General features: G+C 69.8%; 12 protein-coding genes, 1 tRNA gene and 1 pseudogene. 12 read left to right on the top strand and 2 right to left on the bottom strand.

Features of this window, described 5'->3' with window-relative positions; translation table 11 throughout:
* A complete protein-coding gene (locus tag ACYVLQ_RS10230) occupies positions 1–1,296 on the top strand; it encodes a DUF58 domain-containing protein (protein WP_460697156.1) in 1,296 nt (431 codons plus the stop codon).
* Between the two features lie 11 nt (positions 1,297–1,307).
* On the opposite strand, the gene ACYVLQ_RS10225 is transcribed toward ACYVLQ_RS10230, so the two are convergent.
* Complete coding sequence (locus ACYVLQ_RS10225; protein ID WP_460697155.1) at positions 1,308–2,087, bottom strand: RDD family protein; 780 nt, start codon at positions 2,085–2,087, stop codon at positions 1,308–1,310.
* A gap of 74 nt (positions 2,088–2,161) precedes the next feature.
* Here ACYVLQ_RS10225 and ACYVLQ_RS10220 point away from each other — a divergent pair, with 74 nt between their 5' ends.
* The 4 genes from ACYVLQ_RS10220 (at position 2,162) to ACYVLQ_RS10205 (ending at position 6,051) form a co-directional block, all read left to right on the top strand.
* The gene (locus tag ACYVLQ_RS10220; protein WP_460697154.1) at positions 2,162–3,154 is read left to right on the top strand and encodes a stage II sporulation protein M; all 993 of its coding nucleotides are present in this window, start codon (positions 2,162–2,164) and stop codon (positions 3,152–3,154) included.
* 824 nt (positions 3,155–3,978) lie between these two features.
* Positions 3,979–4,641 carry a phosphate signaling complex PhoU family protein gene (locus tag ACYVLQ_RS10215; protein WP_460697153.1) on the top strand — a complete coding sequence of 221 codons (663 nt, stop codon included), beginning with the start codon at positions 3,979–3,981 and terminating at the stop codon, positions 4,639–4,641.
* Positions 4,642–4,700: 59 nt separating this feature from the next.
* Entirely contained in the window at positions 4,701–5,216 is a 516-nt protein-coding gene (locus tag ACYVLQ_RS10210; RefSeq protein ID WP_460697152.1) for a MarR family winged helix-turn-helix transcriptional regulator, read from the top strand.
* Positions 5,217–5,220: 4 nt separating this feature from the next.
* On the top strand, positions 5,221–6,051 hold the full coding sequence (locus tag ACYVLQ_RS10205; RefSeq protein ID WP_460697151.1) for an EamA family transporter: 831 nt from the start codon (positions 5,221–5,223) through the stop codon (positions 6,049–6,051).
* A 122-nt stretch (positions 6,052–6,173) separates the two neighbouring features.
* Here ACYVLQ_RS10205 and ACYVLQ_RS10200 read toward each other — a convergent pair.
* Positions 6,174–6,259, bottom strand: a tRNA-Leu gene (locus ACYVLQ_RS10200).
* A 234-nt stretch (positions 6,260–6,493) separates the two neighbouring features.
* Here ACYVLQ_RS10200 and ACYVLQ_RS10195 point away from each other — a divergent pair.
* The 7 genes and pseudogenes from ACYVLQ_RS10195 (at position 6,494) to pknB (ending at position 16,604) form a co-directional block, all read left to right on the top strand.
* Positions 6,494–7,894 carry a DUF3662 and FHA domain-containing protein gene (locus ACYVLQ_RS10195; protein WP_460697150.1) on the top strand — a complete coding sequence of 467 codons (1,401 nt, stop codon included), beginning with the start codon at positions 6,494–6,496 and terminating at the stop codon, positions 7,892–7,894.
* A gap of 185 nt (positions 7,895–8,079) precedes the next feature.
* Entirely contained in the window at positions 8,080–8,547 is a 468-nt protein-coding gene (locus tag ACYVLQ_RS10190) for an FHA domain-containing protein FhaB/FipA (RefSeq protein ID WP_068025579.1), read from the top strand.
* Positions 8,544–9,998 (top strand): PP2C family protein-serine/threonine phosphatase, encoded by a 1,455-nt coding sequence (locus tag ACYVLQ_RS10185; protein WP_460697149.1) that lies wholly within the window; start codon positions 8,544–8,546, stop codon positions 9,996–9,998. The genes ACYVLQ_RS10190 and ACYVLQ_RS10185 overlap by 4 nt, the downstream gene beginning before the upstream one ends.
* A pseudogene (locus ACYVLQ_RS10180) lies at positions 9,998–11,440 on the top strand (FtsW/RodA/SpoVE family cell cycle protein); the annotation flags it as partial. The gene ACYVLQ_RS10185 and the pseudogene ACYVLQ_RS10180, both read left to right, overlap by 1 nt.
* Before the next feature lie 89 nt (positions 11,441–11,529).
* Positions 11,530–12,996, top strand: a complete 1,467-nt coding sequence (locus tag ACYVLQ_RS10175; RefSeq protein WP_460697148.1) for a peptidoglycan D,D-transpeptidase FtsI family protein — start codon at positions 11,530–11,532, stop codon at positions 12,994–12,996.
* Between the two features lie 180 nt (positions 12,997–13,176).
* Entirely contained in the window at positions 13,177–14,712 is a 1,536-nt protein-coding gene (locus ACYVLQ_RS10170; RefSeq protein WP_460697147.1) for a protein kinase domain-containing protein, read from the top strand.
* On the top strand, positions 14,709–16,604 hold the full coding sequence (gene pknB / locus ACYVLQ_RS10165; RefSeq protein ID WP_460697146.1) for a Stk1 family PASTA domain-containing Ser/Thr kinase: 1,896 nt from the start codon (positions 14,709–14,711) through the stop codon (positions 16,602–16,604). The genes ACYVLQ_RS10170 and pknB overlap by 4 nt, the downstream gene beginning before the upstream one ends.
* Positions 16,605–16,607 lie beyond the last annotated feature (3 nt).

Genomic DNA, 16,607 nt, shown 5'->3' with positions numbered 1-16,607 from the left:
ATGGTGGTCACGGGTCGGCTGGCGGCCGTCGCGGCGGTCGCGGCGGTCACGGCCACGGCGGTGCTGTCGTCGTGGTGGGGCGTAGTGCTCCTGACCGGTGTCCTGACGGCCCTGATCGGCGTCGATGTGCTGGCCCTCGGCCGCGTCGACGGGCTGGAACTGTCGCGGCTCCCGGTCACCACCGTGCGACTGGGCCGGTCCGCGGCGGTGGAGCTGACGGTGGTCAACCGCGGCTCGCGTACCGTGCGCGGCGTGCTGTGGGACGACTGGCCCGAGAGCGCTCGGGCGACCACGCGCGCCCATCCGCTGCATCTGCCGCCGAACACCAGGATCCGTCTGACCACCACGCTGCGGCCGAGTTTCCGCGGCGACCGCGCGGCGGGCCCGGTGACCCTGCGCCTGCTCGGCCCGATGGGCTTGGCCGGGCGGCAGTTCCGCCGCACCGTGCCCGCCCGGGTGCGTGCCCTGCCGCCGTTCCGCAGCGAGGGCGTGCTGGCGTCGAAGGTCGCCGAATTGCACCTGCTCGAGGGCAGCACCGTCGTGCACGCCCGCGGCCAAGGCTCGGAGTTCGACTCGTTCCGCGAGTACGTCGCCGGTGACGACGTGCGCGCGATCGATTGGCGCGCCACCGCCCGCGCGGCCGACGTCCTGGTGCGAACCTGGCGACCCGAGCGGCATCGGCGGCTGCTGATACTGCTCGACACCGGCCGCCTCGCTGCGGGCCGGGTCGGCGACGGCACTCGACTCGACGCGAGTATCGAGGCCGCGCTGCTGCTCGGCGGGCTGGCCGCTGCGGCCGGTGACGCCGTCGACCTGCTCGCCTACGACCGCGAGGTCCGAGCCGAGGTACGGGGTGGCAGTGGAAAAGGGTTGCAGCCCAAGCTGTTGCACGCACTGGCCGGTGTGGTTCCCGCCTTGGTCGACACCGACACCGCGGGCCTCGTCCGCACCGCCCTGATGCGCGCGCGCCGCCGCGGCCTGGTGGTGTGGTTCACCAGCCTGGACGGCGCCATGGTGGAGGAGAATCTGCTGCCGGTCCTGCCGGTGCTCGCCCGGCGCCACCGCGTAGTGCTCGTCTCGGTCACCGATCCCGATGTGGCGACGGCGGCCGGACGGCGGGACGCGCTCACCGAGATCTACACCGCGGCCGCCGCCGAGACCCAGCTCGCCGAGCGCGCCCTCATCCAGGAATCGCTGCGCCGCAAGGGCATCGACGTGGTCACCGCCTCTCCCGACCGCCTCCCCGAGGCACTGGCCGACGAATACCTGGAACTCAAACGCTCCGGCGCCATGTGAAGAACCCACACCTACAGCGGCGTGGCCGCCCGCACGTGCGGAACGGGCGGGAGGGTGCGGCGCTGGCGTTCGGCGATCACCGCGCCGAGGATGTGCAACGGCGGGTAGCCCGGCGGTGGCGGCACCCGCAGCTGCGCGCAGACCGCCGTGACCAGGGCGTGGCCGAGGCTGTCCTGTACTTCGGGGCTGAGGCCCCGGAACCGGGTCAGATACTGGCGGACCGGCAGCGCGAGATCCTCGGTGAGGCCGGACAGCTCCAGCCGCTGCGCCCAGCCCGCCAGCCACGGCGGTGCGACGGCCAACGCGGGCACGGGAATTCGGGCGCGATCGTGCACGACCACCGTCCCGGCCAGCACGTCGCCGACCCGCCGCGCGCGCGGCGAGCACAGCGAGGTGACCACCGCGACGGCGCCGAATCCGCCCAGCGCCCAGAAGTCGACGATCGCCCCGGCGAGCCCCCGGGTGACGGCGTGCCGGAAGTCGACGGGACCGCCGTCGCCGCGCACCACCCGCAGCCCCAGCGCCAGCTTGCCGACGGTCCGGCCACGCAGCAGGGTCTCGCAGGTGATCGGATAACCGGCCAATACCGCGACGAGGGTCACCAGCACCGCGACGTCCAGCCACGCCGGATCCGGCCGCAGCCACACCACGACGGCCGAGACCCCGAGCACCAGCAACCAGCCCAGCACCAGTTGCAGCATCACATCGATGAGGAATGCCGCGGCCCGGGTCGGGATGCGCGCGATCGGCAGGTCCAGGGCGACGGCCTCGCCGGTGGTGAAAACGGCCATGCTGTGCACAGACTAGCCTGTTCGGCGTACCCGGGGGCGTTCGATTTCCTCCACCGGCGGCTTGGGAGATGCGGATGGACGTGGACGCGTACGCCTACACGCACAGGCGATCCTGGGACCGGCTCGACCAGCTGACCCGGCAGCGGCGGCTGTCCGGCGCCGAGACCGACGAGCTGGTACTGCTCTACCGCCGTACCTCGCAACACCTGGCCCGGCTGCAATCCCAGTCGCCCGATCCGGAGCTGATCGGAGGGCTCAGCGCGCTGCTGGCGCGGGCACGCGGCCGCACGCTCGGCGCCCGGCCCGATCCGTGGGCCGAGGTGGGGCTGTTCTTCTCCCATCGATTCCCGGCGGCGGTGTATCGGGCCGGACGGTGGTGGGCGGGCGTGGCGGTGGCATTCCTGGCCATGGCGGCCGGGCTCGGCACCTGGGTGTCCGGATCCGCCGCCGCGCGCGACGCGCTGGGTATCCCGGCGGATACCGATGTGCTCACCGGCCCCGGCGGTCAGTTCGAGACGTATTACTCCGAACATCCGCACGACGCGTTCGCCGCGCAGGTGTGGACCAACAACGCCTGGGTGTCCGCGATCGCGCTGTTCACCGGGGTGCTGCTGCTGCCCGCCGCCTACGTGCTGTTCATGAACGCCTTGAATCTGGGCATCTCGTTCGGGCTGATGGCCGACGCCGGGCGCCTGGATGCCTTCTTCGGTTTCATCCTGCCGCACGGGATGCTGGAGCTGACGGCCATCTTCGTGGCCGGGGGCGCGGGGCTGCAGCTCGGCTGGACGCTGATCGATCCGGGCCGGATGAGCCGCGCGCGGGCGCTCGCACGGCAGGGCCGGGCCACCGCGACCATCGCGTTGGGTCTGGTCGCCGTGCTGTTGGTGGCGGGACTCATCGAGGGTTTCGTGACGCCGAGCGGGCTGCCCGCACCGGTGCGCATCACGATCGGGCTGGTGGCCGAGCTGGCCTTCCTCGGATACGCCCTCGGCGCCGGGCGGAGCGCGGTAGTTACCGATCGGCGTACAGCCGACGAACACTCGGAAAATCGGTTGCCAGGAGGGTGACGGCCGACGATGATCTAGGCGGGGGATTTGAGATCCACTGGCCGCAGCGAGTCCAGCTCAGCTGCGGCCAGCGTTACCCCCAACTCTACACAATCGTTATCGCGGCGCAACCCGCCACGCCCAGCTCGCGCGTATAAGTCACGGTTCGAAAAACGACCGCCCGGCACCGCCTCTCACCCCGGTTCGCAAATTCGTAGCGTCCATTGTGCGAACGGGTCGAATTCGGCTCCCATCCGACCGTCCGGACGCTCCCGTTCGACCGATTCGACACTTGCGGTTTCGCCTGGATGGTCCCATTCCGGCGTTTGCCACCACACACTCGCCGATGATGTGGCGCCCACTGAGTACAGTTTCATCTGGGTGTTAATCACTGATACGGCAGATGACTACAAGGTTGCCACCAAAGAAACAAACTCAAAGTTCGTTATAGGTCAAGTTGTCCGAGTCACATCCTGTAATGGGCATTGATTCACGGATACACGCCCGACCGATACCGTGATAATTACGACAAACATCCGAAGAACGACGGCCCGCAACCTCATCCGTGCCGGTACATTCCCGCCTCCGACCCGCCCGAGTGCGGCGAAGATCACACCCTCGACGACCCCGAACGAGCGCGCCGCGGTACACGCGCACTCGACCTTCCCCGCCGCGGACCTCATCGCCGTGTCACGGACCATTGACAGACCGGCGACAGCGAACACGTTCGGCCGCAACGATTCCGGACGTCCGCACCGCTGCCGAGTGCCGGGTTACCGGCGGCGACAACGCTTTTCGGGGGCGAACTGCTGCACGCCCCGAGGCGAACAGAGAAGATAGCCCCCGTGCGGACCAAATTCTCCTCCGAACTCGCGGCGCTGACCGGTGAGCTGACCCGGCTGTCGGGGCTGGCGCACGAGGCGACCGAACGCGTCGCGGTGGCGGTGGCCGAATCCAACCTGACCGCCGCCTACGAGGTCTTCGCCCTCGACGAACAGCTGCAGACCCTGCACGGGACCTGCGAGAACCGGGCGGTGATCCTGCTCGCCCTGGAGGCGCCGGTGGCCCGCGACCTGCGGCACGTGGTGAGCGCGATTCAGATCGCCGACGATCTGTCCCAGATGAGCTGGCTCACCAGCCGCGTCGCCGACAGTGTGGTGCGCCGGTATCCGAATCCGGTGGCGCCGCCGGAGATCCTGTCGCTGCTCGCCGAGATCGGCGGGGGCGTCATCGAACTCGCGGCGGCGGCCCAGCGCGCCATCGCCACCGACGGGCCCGCGACCGAGCACCATGTGGTCGTCCCAGACGGCCGACTCACCGAACTCCAGCAACAGGTGCTGCACGCGATCTCGGCGCCGGAGTGGTCGCACGGCAGTGGCATGGCCGTCGACCTCGCCCTGCTCGTACATCACTACGAACGCTGCGCCGAGCACAGCGTGCGCATCGGCCGCCTGATCCGTTTCTTCCACACCGGAACGCCGCTGTCGGCACAGTCCGGCGAGCACTGACCCCACACCGATTCCCGTGGTCCGTGATTAGAGCACGGCGCCTCGGGAATGCATGAGGCATGCATACCGAACGGGTGTCGAATCTGTTGGGCGCGACGGCACTGGCGGTCAACGACAAGATGATTCGCGAGGTCACCGCCGCCACGCGGCTGAGCCCCAGCGCCTCGGCGAGCCTCGTCGTCCTCCGTGCGGCCGGCCCGATCGGCGTGACGGAACTAGGCCGCCGGGTGGGGCTGACGCAGTCGGCCGCGACCCGCGCGCTCGATTCGCTGGAGGGCGCGGGCCTGGTACGGCGGACCCGGACCGGACGGGACCGGACGGTCGCCCTGACCGGCGCGGGACGGCGCCAGGCCGCGGCCGCGCTGCGAGCCCGCGTCGAATGGCTCGCGGCGCTCACCGCCGCGCTCGACGAGGACGAGCGGCAGTCCCTCGACCGGTTGCTCGGCAAGATCCTCACCAGGATCTACGACGATCTTCCCGCGGCCGCTCTGCTGTGTCGGCTCTGCGATCGGCAGGCGTGCACGCACGACGGGGTGTGCCCGGTCGGACAGGCGGAACGGGACCGGAGCGGGTGAGCGGATGGGCTGGCTACTGGCACTGTCGTCCGCGGTGCTGTACGGCATCTCCGACTTCGTCGGCGGAATCGCCGCGCGCCGAATCCATTTCGCGACCACCGCGGTGCTCGGGCAGGCGGTGGGGCTGACGGTCGCGGTACCGCTGGCGCTCGTCGACGGACTCGGCATGCGGGCCGCGGATCTGGGCTGGGGCGCGCTGTCGGGCCTGGGCACGGCCGCGGGGATGGCGGCGCTGTTTCGCGGCCTCGGCCGCGGCACGATGAGCACGGTCGTTCCGATCAGCACCCTGACGGGAATGGGCCTGCCCGTTCTGTTCGGCGTGCTGGCGGAGGGGCAGCGACCGACCGCGGCCGCGAGCCTGGGAGTCGTGGTTTCGCTGCCCGCGCTGTGGCTGGTCTCCCGGACACCCGACAGCGCATCCGTCGCGGCGCGCGGGGCCCTCACCGACGGGCTCGCCGCCGGAGTGGGTATCGCGATCCAATATCTGGCGCTCGCGCACGCCTCCGCGGCGTCGGGGCTGTGGCCGGTCGCCGCCGGGCGGGTCACGGCCGTCTGCGCTCTGGTGCCGCTGGTCCTGTGGGCCGGGGCGGCGTGGCAGGTCGCGTCCGGTCCGGCCGCTCTCGCCGCGACCGCGGGCGCCACCGCCGCCCTGGCGCTCGCGGCCTACCTCGAGGCCACCCACCGCCAGCTCGCCGTCGTCGCCGTCGCGCTCTCCTCGCTGTATCCCGTGATCCCCGTTGTGCTCGGAATCACCGTGCTGCGCGAACGCCTGACCCGCGGCCAATGCGCCGGGCTGCTGATCGCCGCGGCCGCGGTGGCCCTGCTCGCCCACTGACCCGAAACCCCGGTTGACGACAAACCTACAGATCAGCGCCGGTTCGAGCGATCATGAATCGGTGCACGAAAGCGGTCGGACACGAACAAGGGCCCGAATCCGATGATCCGGGCCCTCGTTGCTGGTGGGCGAAGGGGGACTTGAACCCCCACGTCCCGAAGGACACTGGCACCTGAAGCCAGCGCGTCTGCCATTCCGCCACTCGCCCGAGCGACTGGAAGACAGTATCACGCGGCCACAGTACGGATGAAATCGCCTGGTCAACCTGCCTACCGGCACTCCGTCTCAGACTGGGAACTTCGGCGACCCGCCGAGAGTTACAGGTGTGGACGATCGTGGATATCATGCAATGACCGTGTCCGTCCGACGACACGCCCTATTCGCGTGTCGCGGATTATTGACAGAGGACCGACAGGACGAGCGCACCGAAGGGAGGGCCGGGATGGGAATCGTGTCGCGCTTCGAGCGACGCCTGCAGGGGGCCGTCGGTGATGCCTTCGCCCGGGTCTTCGGAGGCAGTGTCGTTCCCCAGGAGGTGGAGGCTGCGCTGCAGCGCGAGGCCAACGACCGAGTCACCGAACTCGACGGCGGGCATCTGCTGGCTCCCAACAGCTACGTGATCACCATCAACACGTCGGACCTGCAAGAACTCGATGCCGACCACGAGATCACGAGCCGTGCTTTCGCCAGGCATCTGCAGGACTACATCCGCGAGCAGGGGTGGCAGACCTACGGCGAAGTGCACGTCGAATTCCAGGCATCCCCTACGCTGCACACCGGGCAGTTCAGGACGCGCGGTCGGGTCGACCCGGACGCCGACCGCCGCAACCCGCCGGATCGGCGGCCGCCCGACCGGCCTGGACCACCCGCACAACGAAACGCAAACCCGCAACCAGGAGCTGGCCCCATGACGCAGAACTCAGGCTACGACCCCAGCCGTGAGCCCGCGGAGTCCGATCCACGCAACCGCGGGTACGCGCCGCCCGGTGGCCGCCCCGGTCCGGGGAGTTACGACTACGGCCGCGGTGGGCAGTACCCCGCGGCCGGCGATTACGCCGCGCCCGAATCGCAGCAGGCCTACGGCGACTATCAGCAGGCCGACTACCAGAACGGCTACGACTACCAGCAGGGTGGCGTGGCCTACGGCCAGCAGGGCTACGCCGACCAGGCCTACGGCCAGCCGCAGCCGGGCGGATACGACCCGGCCGCCTACAACCAGCAGGGCTACGCCGACCAGGGCTACGGGCAGCAGGGCGGATACGACCAGGGCTACGCCGATCAGGGCTACGACCAGGGCTACGGGCAGCAGGGCTACCCCAACCAGGACTACGGGCAGCAGCAGGCCTACGGCCAGGCTCCGGGCGGGTACGAGCAGGGCTATGCGGGCCAAGGCTACGGCCAGGCCCCCGCGGGCTACGAGCAGGGCTACGCCGACCAGGGCGGGTACGACCAGGCGGGCTATGCCCAGCCGGGCTACGCCGACCAGGCCTACGGCCAGCAGGCAGGGTACGCCGCCGCCCCCGGCGCGCAGCAGCCGCCGCAGCGGGGTGGCTCCGGATACTCGGCGACCCTGCAGCTCGACGACGGCAGCGGCCGCACCTATCAGCTACGAGAAGGCAGCAACATCATCGGCCGCGGCCAGGACGCCCACTTCCGGCTGCCCGACACCGGCGTCTCCCGCCGCCACATAGAGGTGCGCTGGGACGGTCAGGTCGCGATGCTGTCGGACCTCGGATCGACCAATGGAACGCTGGTCAACGGCTCGCCGGTGCAGGATTGGCAGCTCGCGGACGGCGATGTCATCCGCGCCGGGCATTCCGAGATCCTGATCCGGATCGTCTGATCCCGTAAGCTCGCCGGTGCAGGTCACGGTGTGACTCGAGAAACCTCGGTCGTATCGTGATCGCAACCGGTCGTCGGCCCTATTATGCTGCCACCATTCGCTCGGCAGCCGGGCCGTGCTGACCAGCACGCCGGTTGGGGGTGCAACCGTACCGACGGCACCGGTCGAACAGGAGGTGGAGCGCCGTGCAGGGATTGATCCTGCAACTGACCCGTGCGGGGTTCCTGTTGCTGTTGTGGCTGTTCGTCTGGGCGGTCCTACGGACCCTGCGCAGCGACATCTACGCGGCATCCGGCATCCGGATCCAGCCCCGGGCCGCTCGCGGTTCCGCGGTGCTGCCATCCTTCAGCCGTGGCCAGAAGGGCGCCAAATATCTAGTGGTGACTCAGGGTTCACTCGCCGGGACACGAATCACGCTCGGCAGTCAGCCGGTCCTCATCGGCCGCGCCGACGATTCGACACTCGTTCTGACCGACGACTACGCGTCGACCAGGCATGCGCGGCTGTCACCGCGCGGCGACGACTGGTACGTCGAAGATCTAGGCTCCACCAACGGGACCTACCTCGATCGAGCTAAGGTCACCACCCCGGTCCGAGTTTCGCTCGGTACCCCCGTCCGTGTCGGTAAGACAGTGATCGAGCTGCGATCGTGACTCTTGTTCTCCGCTACGCAGCGCGCAGCGACCGTGGTCTCGTGCGGGCCAACAACGAGGATTCCGTCTACGCCGGAGCGCGCCTGCTCGCGCTCGCCGACGGCATGGGCGGCCATGCCGCGGGCGAGGTGGCCTCCCAGTTGATGATCGCCGCGCTCGCCCATCTCGACGACGACGAGCCCGGCGACGACCTGCTCGGCAAGCTCGACCGCGCGGTGCGCGAGGGCAATGCCGCCATCGCCGATCAGGTCGAGGAAGAGCCCGAACTGGACGGCATGGGTACCACGCTCACCGCAATCCTGTTCGCGGGCAAGAAACTCGGCCTCGCGCACATCGGCGACTCCCGCGCCTACATGCTGCGCGGCGGCGAACTCGCGCAGATCACCCGCGACGACACGTTCGTGCAGTCGCTGGTGGACGAGGGCCGCATCACCCCCGAGCAGGCGCACACGCATCCGCAGCGATCGCTGATCATGCGCGCGTTGACCGGCAACGAGATCGAGCCCACGCTGACCATGCGCGAGGCCCGCGCCGGCGACCGCTACCTGCTGTGCTCGGACGGCCTGTCCGATGTGGTCAGCGACGAGACCCTCGCGAATACGTTGCGCGAGGGCAACACCGACGAGGCCGCCGACCGGCTCATCGAGCTGGCGCTGCGCAGCGGCGGCCCCGACAACGTGACCGTCGTCGTCGCCGACGTCATCGACCTCGACTACGGCCAGAGCCATCCGATCGTGGCGGGCGCCGCCTCCGGTGCGGACGAGGACGCCCCGCCGCCGAACACGGCCGCCGGACGCGCCGCCGCCATGCGCCCACCGCGCGCCGCCCCCCGCCGCGCCCCCGTGGCGCCGGAGCCGCCGGCCGCCCACAAGAGTCACAAGCTGCGCTGGATCCTGCTGTCGGTGGCGCTGCTCGCCGCGGTCGCGGTCGGTCTCGTGGTGGGCTACAAGATGATTCGCAGCAACTACTACGTGGGCGCCGACAACGGCAACGTGGTGGTCATGCGCGGCCTACCCGGGTCGGTGCTGGGCTACTCGATCCGCGATGTCGACCAGCTCGCCTGCGTCGACCGGGACGGTCGGCTCACCCTGACCTCGCCCGGTGCGGCCTTCCCGGTCGGCTGCAAGCAGCTGCAGGTCGGCGACCTCAGGCAGTCCGGTCGCGACAAGGTCGTCAACAACGGCCTGCAGCCCGGCACCTTCGGCGACGCCCGCCGCCAGGTCGAGAAGCTCACCACCTCGGAACTGCTGCCGCCGTGCGCGAAACCCGCCGCGCCGCCCGTCCCCCCGGCGCAGCCGGGCGAGAGCCCGAACGGGCCCACCCCGTCGCCCACCGCGACCGCACCCACCAACCCCGGCCCGACCAACGCACCGGCCGAGCAGCCGGTCCCGCCGACGAGCGCCTCGCCGGTCCCTCAGACCCCGGGGGAGAACTGCAGGAAGGCGGACTGATGTCCGCACCGGCACCGCCGTCCGCGGGGGCCTTCCCCAGTCCCCCGGGCGGTTTCGCTCCTGCGCCGCCACCGACCACCCGGCGCAACGCCGAGGCGTTGCTGCTGGCGGGCGCGGTCGTCATCACCACCGCCGCGCTGATGCTGGTGGAGGCCAGCCAGGATCAGGAGATCACCTGGGATCTGGCCAAACTCGGGCTGGCCTATCTGGCGCTGTTCGGCGTCGCGCACCTGGCGGTGCGGCGCTTCGCGCCGTTCGCCGATCCGCTGCTGCTGCCGATCGTGGCGCTGCTCAACGGAATCGGGCTGGTGCTGATCCATCGCGTGGACCTGGCCGACGAGCAGACCGCCGCCTACAACGACTGGCCCATCCCCTCCCCCGACGCCAATCAGCAGGTGCTGTGGACCGCGTTCGGCATCGCGCTGTTCGTCGGGCTGCTGGTGCTGCTGCGCGACTACCGCACGCTGGCCCGCTACAGCTACACGCTCGGCCTGGTCGGCCTGGTCGCCCTCGTCATCCCCGCGCTGCTGCCCAGCGCGCTGTCGGAGACCAACGGCGCCAAGATCTGGATCCGGCTGCCCGGATTCAGCCTGCAGCCGGGCGAGTTCGCCAAGATCCTGCTGATCATCTTCTTCGCGTCGGTGCTGGTGGCCAAGCGCGACCTGTTCACCGCCGCGGGCAAGCACGTCTTCGGGATGGAACTGCCGCGCGCCCGCGATCTCGGGCCGATCCTGGCGGTCTGGTTCGTCTGCCTGCTCGTGCTGGTCTTCGAGAAGGACCTGGGCACCTCGTTGCTGATCTTCGCGACCGTGCTGGCGCTGCTGTACATCGCGACCGAGCGGGTGGGGTGGGTGATCGTCGGCAGCCTGCTGCTGGCGCTCGGATTCTTCATCGCCTACAACTCTTTCGGGCATGTGCGGGTGCGCGTGGCGACCTGGCTGCACCCGTTCGAGGACTACAACAACACCGGCTATCAGATCTCGCAGTCGCTGTTCGGGCTGGCCACCGGCGGGCTGGCGGGCACCGGGCTGGGCAGCGGGCGGCCCTCGCAGGTGCCCTTCGCCAAGACCGACTTCATCGTCGCGACCATCGGTGAGGAACTCGGGCTGATCGGCCTGACGGCGGTACTGATGCTGTTCGCGATCTTCGTGGTGCGCGGGCTGCGCACCGCGCTGGCGGTACGCGACAGCTTCGGCAAGCTGCTGGCCGCCGGGCTGTCGTTCACCATCGCGGTGCAGGTGTTCGTGGTGGTCGGCGGCGTCACGAAGCTGATCCCGCTGACCGGCCTCACCACGCCGTTCGTCTCCTACGGCGGATCCTCGCTGCTGGCGAACTATGCCCTGCTGGCACTGCTGGTCAAGGTCTCCGACGCCGCCCGCGCACCCGCCCCGGCGCGGCGCCGGGAGCAGGCGCCGATCGCGGATGCGCCGACGGAGATGATTCGCGGCTCGGGCGACGGGGGCGCGCGCCCTCCGGCGGCCCGGGAACACGGTCATCAGGCTCATCAGGCCTCGGCGAGAGGGGAAACGGCATGAACACACCGCTGCGCCGCGTCGCCATCGCCGTGATGGTCATGATCGTCGCCCTGCTGGCCAACGCCACCTACGTGCAGGTGATCAAGGCCGACAGCCTGCGCAACGATCCGCGCAACTCGCGCGTGCTGCTCGACGAGTACTCCCGCCAGCGCGGGCAGATCTCCGGCGGCGGGGCCGTCCTGGCCAGCTCGGTCGCCACCGACGACCGCTACAAGTACCTGCGCACCTATCCCACCGATCCGATGGCCTACGCCCCGGTCACCGGCTTCTATTCGATGCAGTACGGCAGCACCGCGCTCGAGCGCGCCGAGGATTCGGTGCTCAACGGTTCCGACAGCCAGCTGTTCGGGAAGCGGCTGGTCGACATGATCTCGGGTCGCGACCCGCGCGGCGGCAACGTGGTCACCACCATCAACCCGGTGATGCAGCAGGTCGCCTACGAGCAGCTGACCAGCAAGGGTTACACCGGTTCGGTCGTCGCGATCGAGCCCGGCACCGGACGCATCCTGACCATGGTGTCCACGCCCAGCTACGACCCCAATCAGCTGTCCGGCCACGACGGTGCGAAGAGCACCCAGGCGTGGGAATCGCTGTCGACCGATCCCGACAAGCCGATGCTCAATCGCGCCGTATCCCAGACCTATCCGCCCGGTTCGACGTTCAAGGTCGTGACGGCCGCCGCCGCGCTGTCGGCGGGGATCAGGCCCGACGATCAGTTCACCGCGGCGCCCAACATCACGCTGCCGGGCACCAGCACCACGCTGGAGAACTACAACGGCTCCAACTGCGGCAGCGGCGGCACGGCCTCGCTGACGGAGGCCTTCGCGCGGTCCTGCAATACGGCCTTCGCCGAGATCGGCATGAAGGTGGGCGCCGCCAAGCTCAAGGACGAGGCCGCCGCGTTCGGAATCGGCCCGCACGCGGGCATCCCGATCCAGTGGGCCGACAGCACCGTCGGGACGATCCCGGACAATCCATCCCTGGCGCAGAGCAGCATCGGTCAGCGCGACGTGGCGCTGACTCCGCTCGACGACGCGGTCATCGCCGCCACCGTCGCCAACGGCGGGGTGCGCATGGAACCGCATCTGGTCGATCAACTGCAGGGCCCCGACCTGAGCGAGCTGTCCAAGACCAAGCCGGTCTCGGTCGGGCAGGCGATCAGCGGGCCCGTGGCGAGCGAACTGACCAACCTGATGATCGCGTCCGAGAAGAACACAGCCGGAGGGAATCAGTCACGCCCCTACCAGATCGCGTCCAAGACCGGGACGGCCGAACACGGCAGCGATCCGCGCAATACCCCGCCGCACGCCTGGTACACGGCCTTCGCGCCGGCCCAGAACCCGAAGATCGCGATCGCGGTCATCGTGGAGAACGGCGGCGACCGTGCGCTCGCGGCCACCGGCGGCTCGGTCGCCGCGCCCGTCGCCCGGGCAGTACTCGACGCCGGACTGCAGGGGGGCTGACCAGATGAACGAGCTAGGACGCCTGAGCAGTCAGGGCCCCGAGGCTTGCGTGCACGCGCAGGGTCTCTGGTCAGGTGCCATGAGACCGCACCTGAGCAGTCAGGGGCCGGAGGCGGAAGCTTGCGTAACCACGCAGGCCCCCTGGTCAGGTGCCATGAGACGAAGCCTACGGGGGCTGCAATGCTGAACAACGGTGCGATGATCGCGGACCGCTACCGACTGCAACGGCTGATCGCCACCGGCGGCATGGGCCAGGTGTGGGAGGCGCTGGACACCCGGCTGGACAGACGGGTGGCGGTGAAGGTGCTCAAGGCGGAGTTCTCCGCCGATCCGACATTCCGGCACCGGTTCCGGACCGAGGCCAAGACCACGGCCCAGCTCAACCATCCCGGGATCGCGGGAATCTACGACTACGGCGAGACCTTCGACCCGCAGGGCGGCGAAACCGCCTACCTGGTCATGGAATTGGTGCAGGGCGAGCCGCTCAACGCGGTGCTGAACCGGATGAACCGGCTGTCGGTGGCTCAGGGCCTGGACATGCTGGAACAGACCGGCCGAGCGCTGGAGGTGGCGCACGCGGCGGGCGTCGTGCACCGCGACGTGAAACCCGGCAACATCCTGGTCACGCCGACCGGACAGGTGAAGATCACCGACTTCGGCATCGCCAAGGCCGTCGACGCGTCCCCGGTGACCAAGACCGGCATGGTGATGGGCACCGCCCAGTACATCGCGCCGGAGCAGGCCACCGGCGAGGACGCCACCTCCGCCAGCGATGTCTACTCGCTCGGCGTGGTCGGCTACGAGGCGCTGTCCGGGCAGCGGCCTTTCACCGGGGACGGCGCGCTCACGGTCGCGATGAAGCATGTGCGCGAGGCGCCGCCGCCGATGCCCGCGGATCTGCCGCCCAACGTGCGCGAACTCGTCGAGACCACGATGGCCAAGGATCCGGCCCAGCGCTATAGCAGCGGTGGCGAATTCGCGGATGCGGTGGCCGCGGTGCGTGCCGGACGGCGGCCGCCGCCGCCGCGCAACGCCGGTGGGCCCGCCTCCCCGCAGACCGGCGCGGCGCGGGTGCTGCCGCCCGCCGCCGGTCCGACCGCGGTGCTGCCGCGCGGCGATTACGACGATGCGACCCTGCGCTATTCGAACCCGACATCGCGGCCGCAGAACTTCGCCGGGACGACGGCCATACCCGGCCACCCGCCCGAGGACGAGCGCAAGGGCCGGTTCACCACCGGCCAGAAGGCGCTCGCGGGCCTGGGTATCGGCGCGCTGGCGCTGGGCGGCATCGCCGCGTGGGTACTGCTGAGCGGCGACCCGCCGGAGCCCACGCCGCAGAAGGCGCCCACATCGGTCGTCGCGCCACCGGCGCCGCCACCGAGCACCAGTTCCGAACCGCCGACCACCACCCGGTATCAGCCGCCTCCGCCGGTCACCACCACCGAGGCGCCGCCGACGACGACCACGGAGCCGCCGACCACCACGCCGGCACCGACGACGACCACGAAACCGCAGCGGTCGACGACCGCGCCGACGACCACGGGTCGCATACCGCGGCCGTCTCTGGAAATACCATTGCCGGGGATCCCCGGTGTCGACAGCACCACCGGCGCCAACGGGCGCCACGGCACCAACGGACGCAACGGCACGTACAGCAACGGCACCACCGACAGCAGCAGTAGTTCCCCGGCCACAGAACCGCAAGGACTGCCATGACAACCCCGAAGAATCTCTCCTCTCGCTACGAGCTGGGCGAGATCATCGGGTTCGGCGGCATGTCCGAGGTGCACAAGGCGCGCGACCTGCGGCTGGGTCGCGACGTGGCGATCAAGGTGCTGCGTGCGGATCTGGCCCGCGACCCGACCTTCTATCTGCGGTTCAAGCGGGAGGCGCAGAACGCGGCCGCGCTGAATCATCCGGCGATCGTCGCGGTGTACGACACCGGCGAGGCCGAGGTCGACGGCGGGCCGCTGCCCTACATCGTGATGGAGTACGTCGACGGCGAGACCCTGCGCGATATCGTGCGCGGGAAGGGCCCGCTGCCGCCGCGCCGCGCGATGGAGGTCATCGCCGACGTCTGCGCCGCACTGGATTTCAGCCACAAGAACGGCATCGTGCATCGCGATATGAAGCCGGCCAACATCATGATCAACCGCCAGGGCGCGGTGAAGGTGATGGACTTCGGCATCGCCCGCGCGATCGCCGACAGCTCCAATCCGATGACCCAGACCGCCGCGGTCATCGGTACCGCGCAATACCTTTCGCCCGAGCAGGCCCGCGGCGAACAGGTCGACGCGCGCTCCGACGTCTACTCCGTCGGCTGCGTGCTCTACGAAATCCTCACCGGCGAACCGCCTTTCACCGGCGATTCCCCGGTCGCCGTCGCGTACCAGCATGTCCGGGAGGATCCGCGGCTACCCTCGCACGTGCATCCCGGGGTGCCCCGCGAGCTCGATTCGGTCGTGCTCAAGGCGATGAGCAAGAACCCCGCCAACCGCTACCAGACGGCCGCGGAGATGCGCGCCGACCTGATCCGGGTGCTCGGCGGGCAGAAGCCGCACGCGCCGATGGTGATGACCGACGAGGACCGCACCACGATCCTCGGCAGCATGGACGCGGCGCCGCGCACCTACCGCACGGTCGAGCGCGACGATATCGAGGAGCCCGAACCCGACGAACCGCGTCGGCGCACCGCCCTGATCGCGGTGGGCGCCCTGGGCGCGCTCGCGGTGATCTTCGCGCTGTTCTGGTTCCTGCTCGGTCCCGGCAGTAGCCCGGAGATGGTGGCCGTGCCCGATGTGTCGAACAAAACGTCGCAGCAGGCGCAGAACGATCTGAGGAACGTCGGCTTCAACGTGTCCACGCAGGACAAGGCGGACAGCAAGGTCGCCATCGGCAACGTCATCGGCACCCAGCCGATCGGCGGCTCGCGTGCGGAGAAGGGCAGCACCGTCACCGTCCTGGTGTCCAAGGGCCCCGAACAGGTGCCGGTACCGCAACTGGCCCAGCAGACGCTTCAGCAAGCCGAGCAACAGCTGAAGGCATCCAATCTTCGGATGGACCCGGAGATCAAGCGGGACTGGTCCAGCGTCGAGGACAAGGACAAGGTGATCAAGCAGGAGCCGACCCCGGGCTCCAGGATCGATGCGGACAGCACGGTGACGATCACCTTGGGCAAGGGCCCCGAACAGGTACGGGTCCCCGATGTCGTCGGCCAGCAGATCGACATCGCCGAACCGAACCTCACGCAGAGCGCGGGCTTCAAGGTCGTCATCCAGAAAGTGACCTCCTCCCGCCCCGGCGGCGAGGTGCTGTCCACCGATCCGGCAGGCGGTTCCATGGCCGACCGCGGTTCGACGATCACCGTGCAGGTGTCCAACGACCAGATCCAGATGCCGCCCCTGGTAGGGATGACGCCGTCGCAGGCCGTGGAGCGGTTGCGCGCCGCAGGCTGGTCCGGAGGTGCCGGCCAGATCGTGCAGACCACCCAGGGCACCTTCGACGCGGGCAATGTCGGGCGCATCGTGGATCAGCAGCCGAAGGCGGGTTCGTCGCTGGCCCGCAACGGCACCGTCACCATCGTGACCGGTGTGCTCGGCCCGCCCTGACGA

The sequence above is a fragment of the Nocardia thraciensis genome (assembly GCF_054782435.1).
This window is presented reverse-complemented; position numbering and strand designations above follow the sequence as displayed.

Coding starts and splice junctions, on each gene's coding strand:
- ACYVLQ_RS10220 (WP_460697154.1), top strand. CDS start 2,162: ATGGACGTGGACGCGTACGCCTACACGCACAGGCGATCCTGGGACCGG.
- ACYVLQ_RS10175 (WP_460697148.1), top strand. CDS start 11,530: ATGAACACACCGCTGCGCCGCGTCGCCATCGCCGTGATGGTCATGATC.
- ACYVLQ_RS10170 (WP_460697147.1), top strand. CDS start 13,177: ATGCTGAACAACGGTGCGATGATCGCGGACCGCTACCGACTGCAACGG.
- ACYVLQ_RS10225 (WP_460697155.1), bottom strand. CDS start 2,087: ATGGCCGTTTTCACCACCGGCGAGGCCGTCGCCCTGGACCTGCCGATC.
- ACYVLQ_RS10195 (WP_460697150.1), top strand. CDS start 6,494: ATGGGAATCGTGTCGCGCTTCGAGCGACGCCTGCAGGGGGCCGTCGGT.
- ACYVLQ_RS10205 (WP_460697151.1), top strand. CDS start 5,221: ATGGGCTGGCTACTGGCACTGTCGTCCGCGGTGCTGTACGGCATCTCC.
- ACYVLQ_RS10210 (WP_460697152.1), top strand. CDS start 4,701: ATGCATACCGAACGGGTGTCGAATCTGTTGGGCGCGACGGCACTGGCG.
- pknB (WP_460697146.1), top strand. CDS start 14,709: ATGACAACCCCGAAGAATCTCTCCTCTCGCTACGAGCTGGGCGAGATC.
- ACYVLQ_RS10230 (WP_460697156.1), top strand. CDS start 1: ATGGTGGTCACGGGTCGGCTGGCGGCCGTCGCGGCGGTCGCGGCGGTC.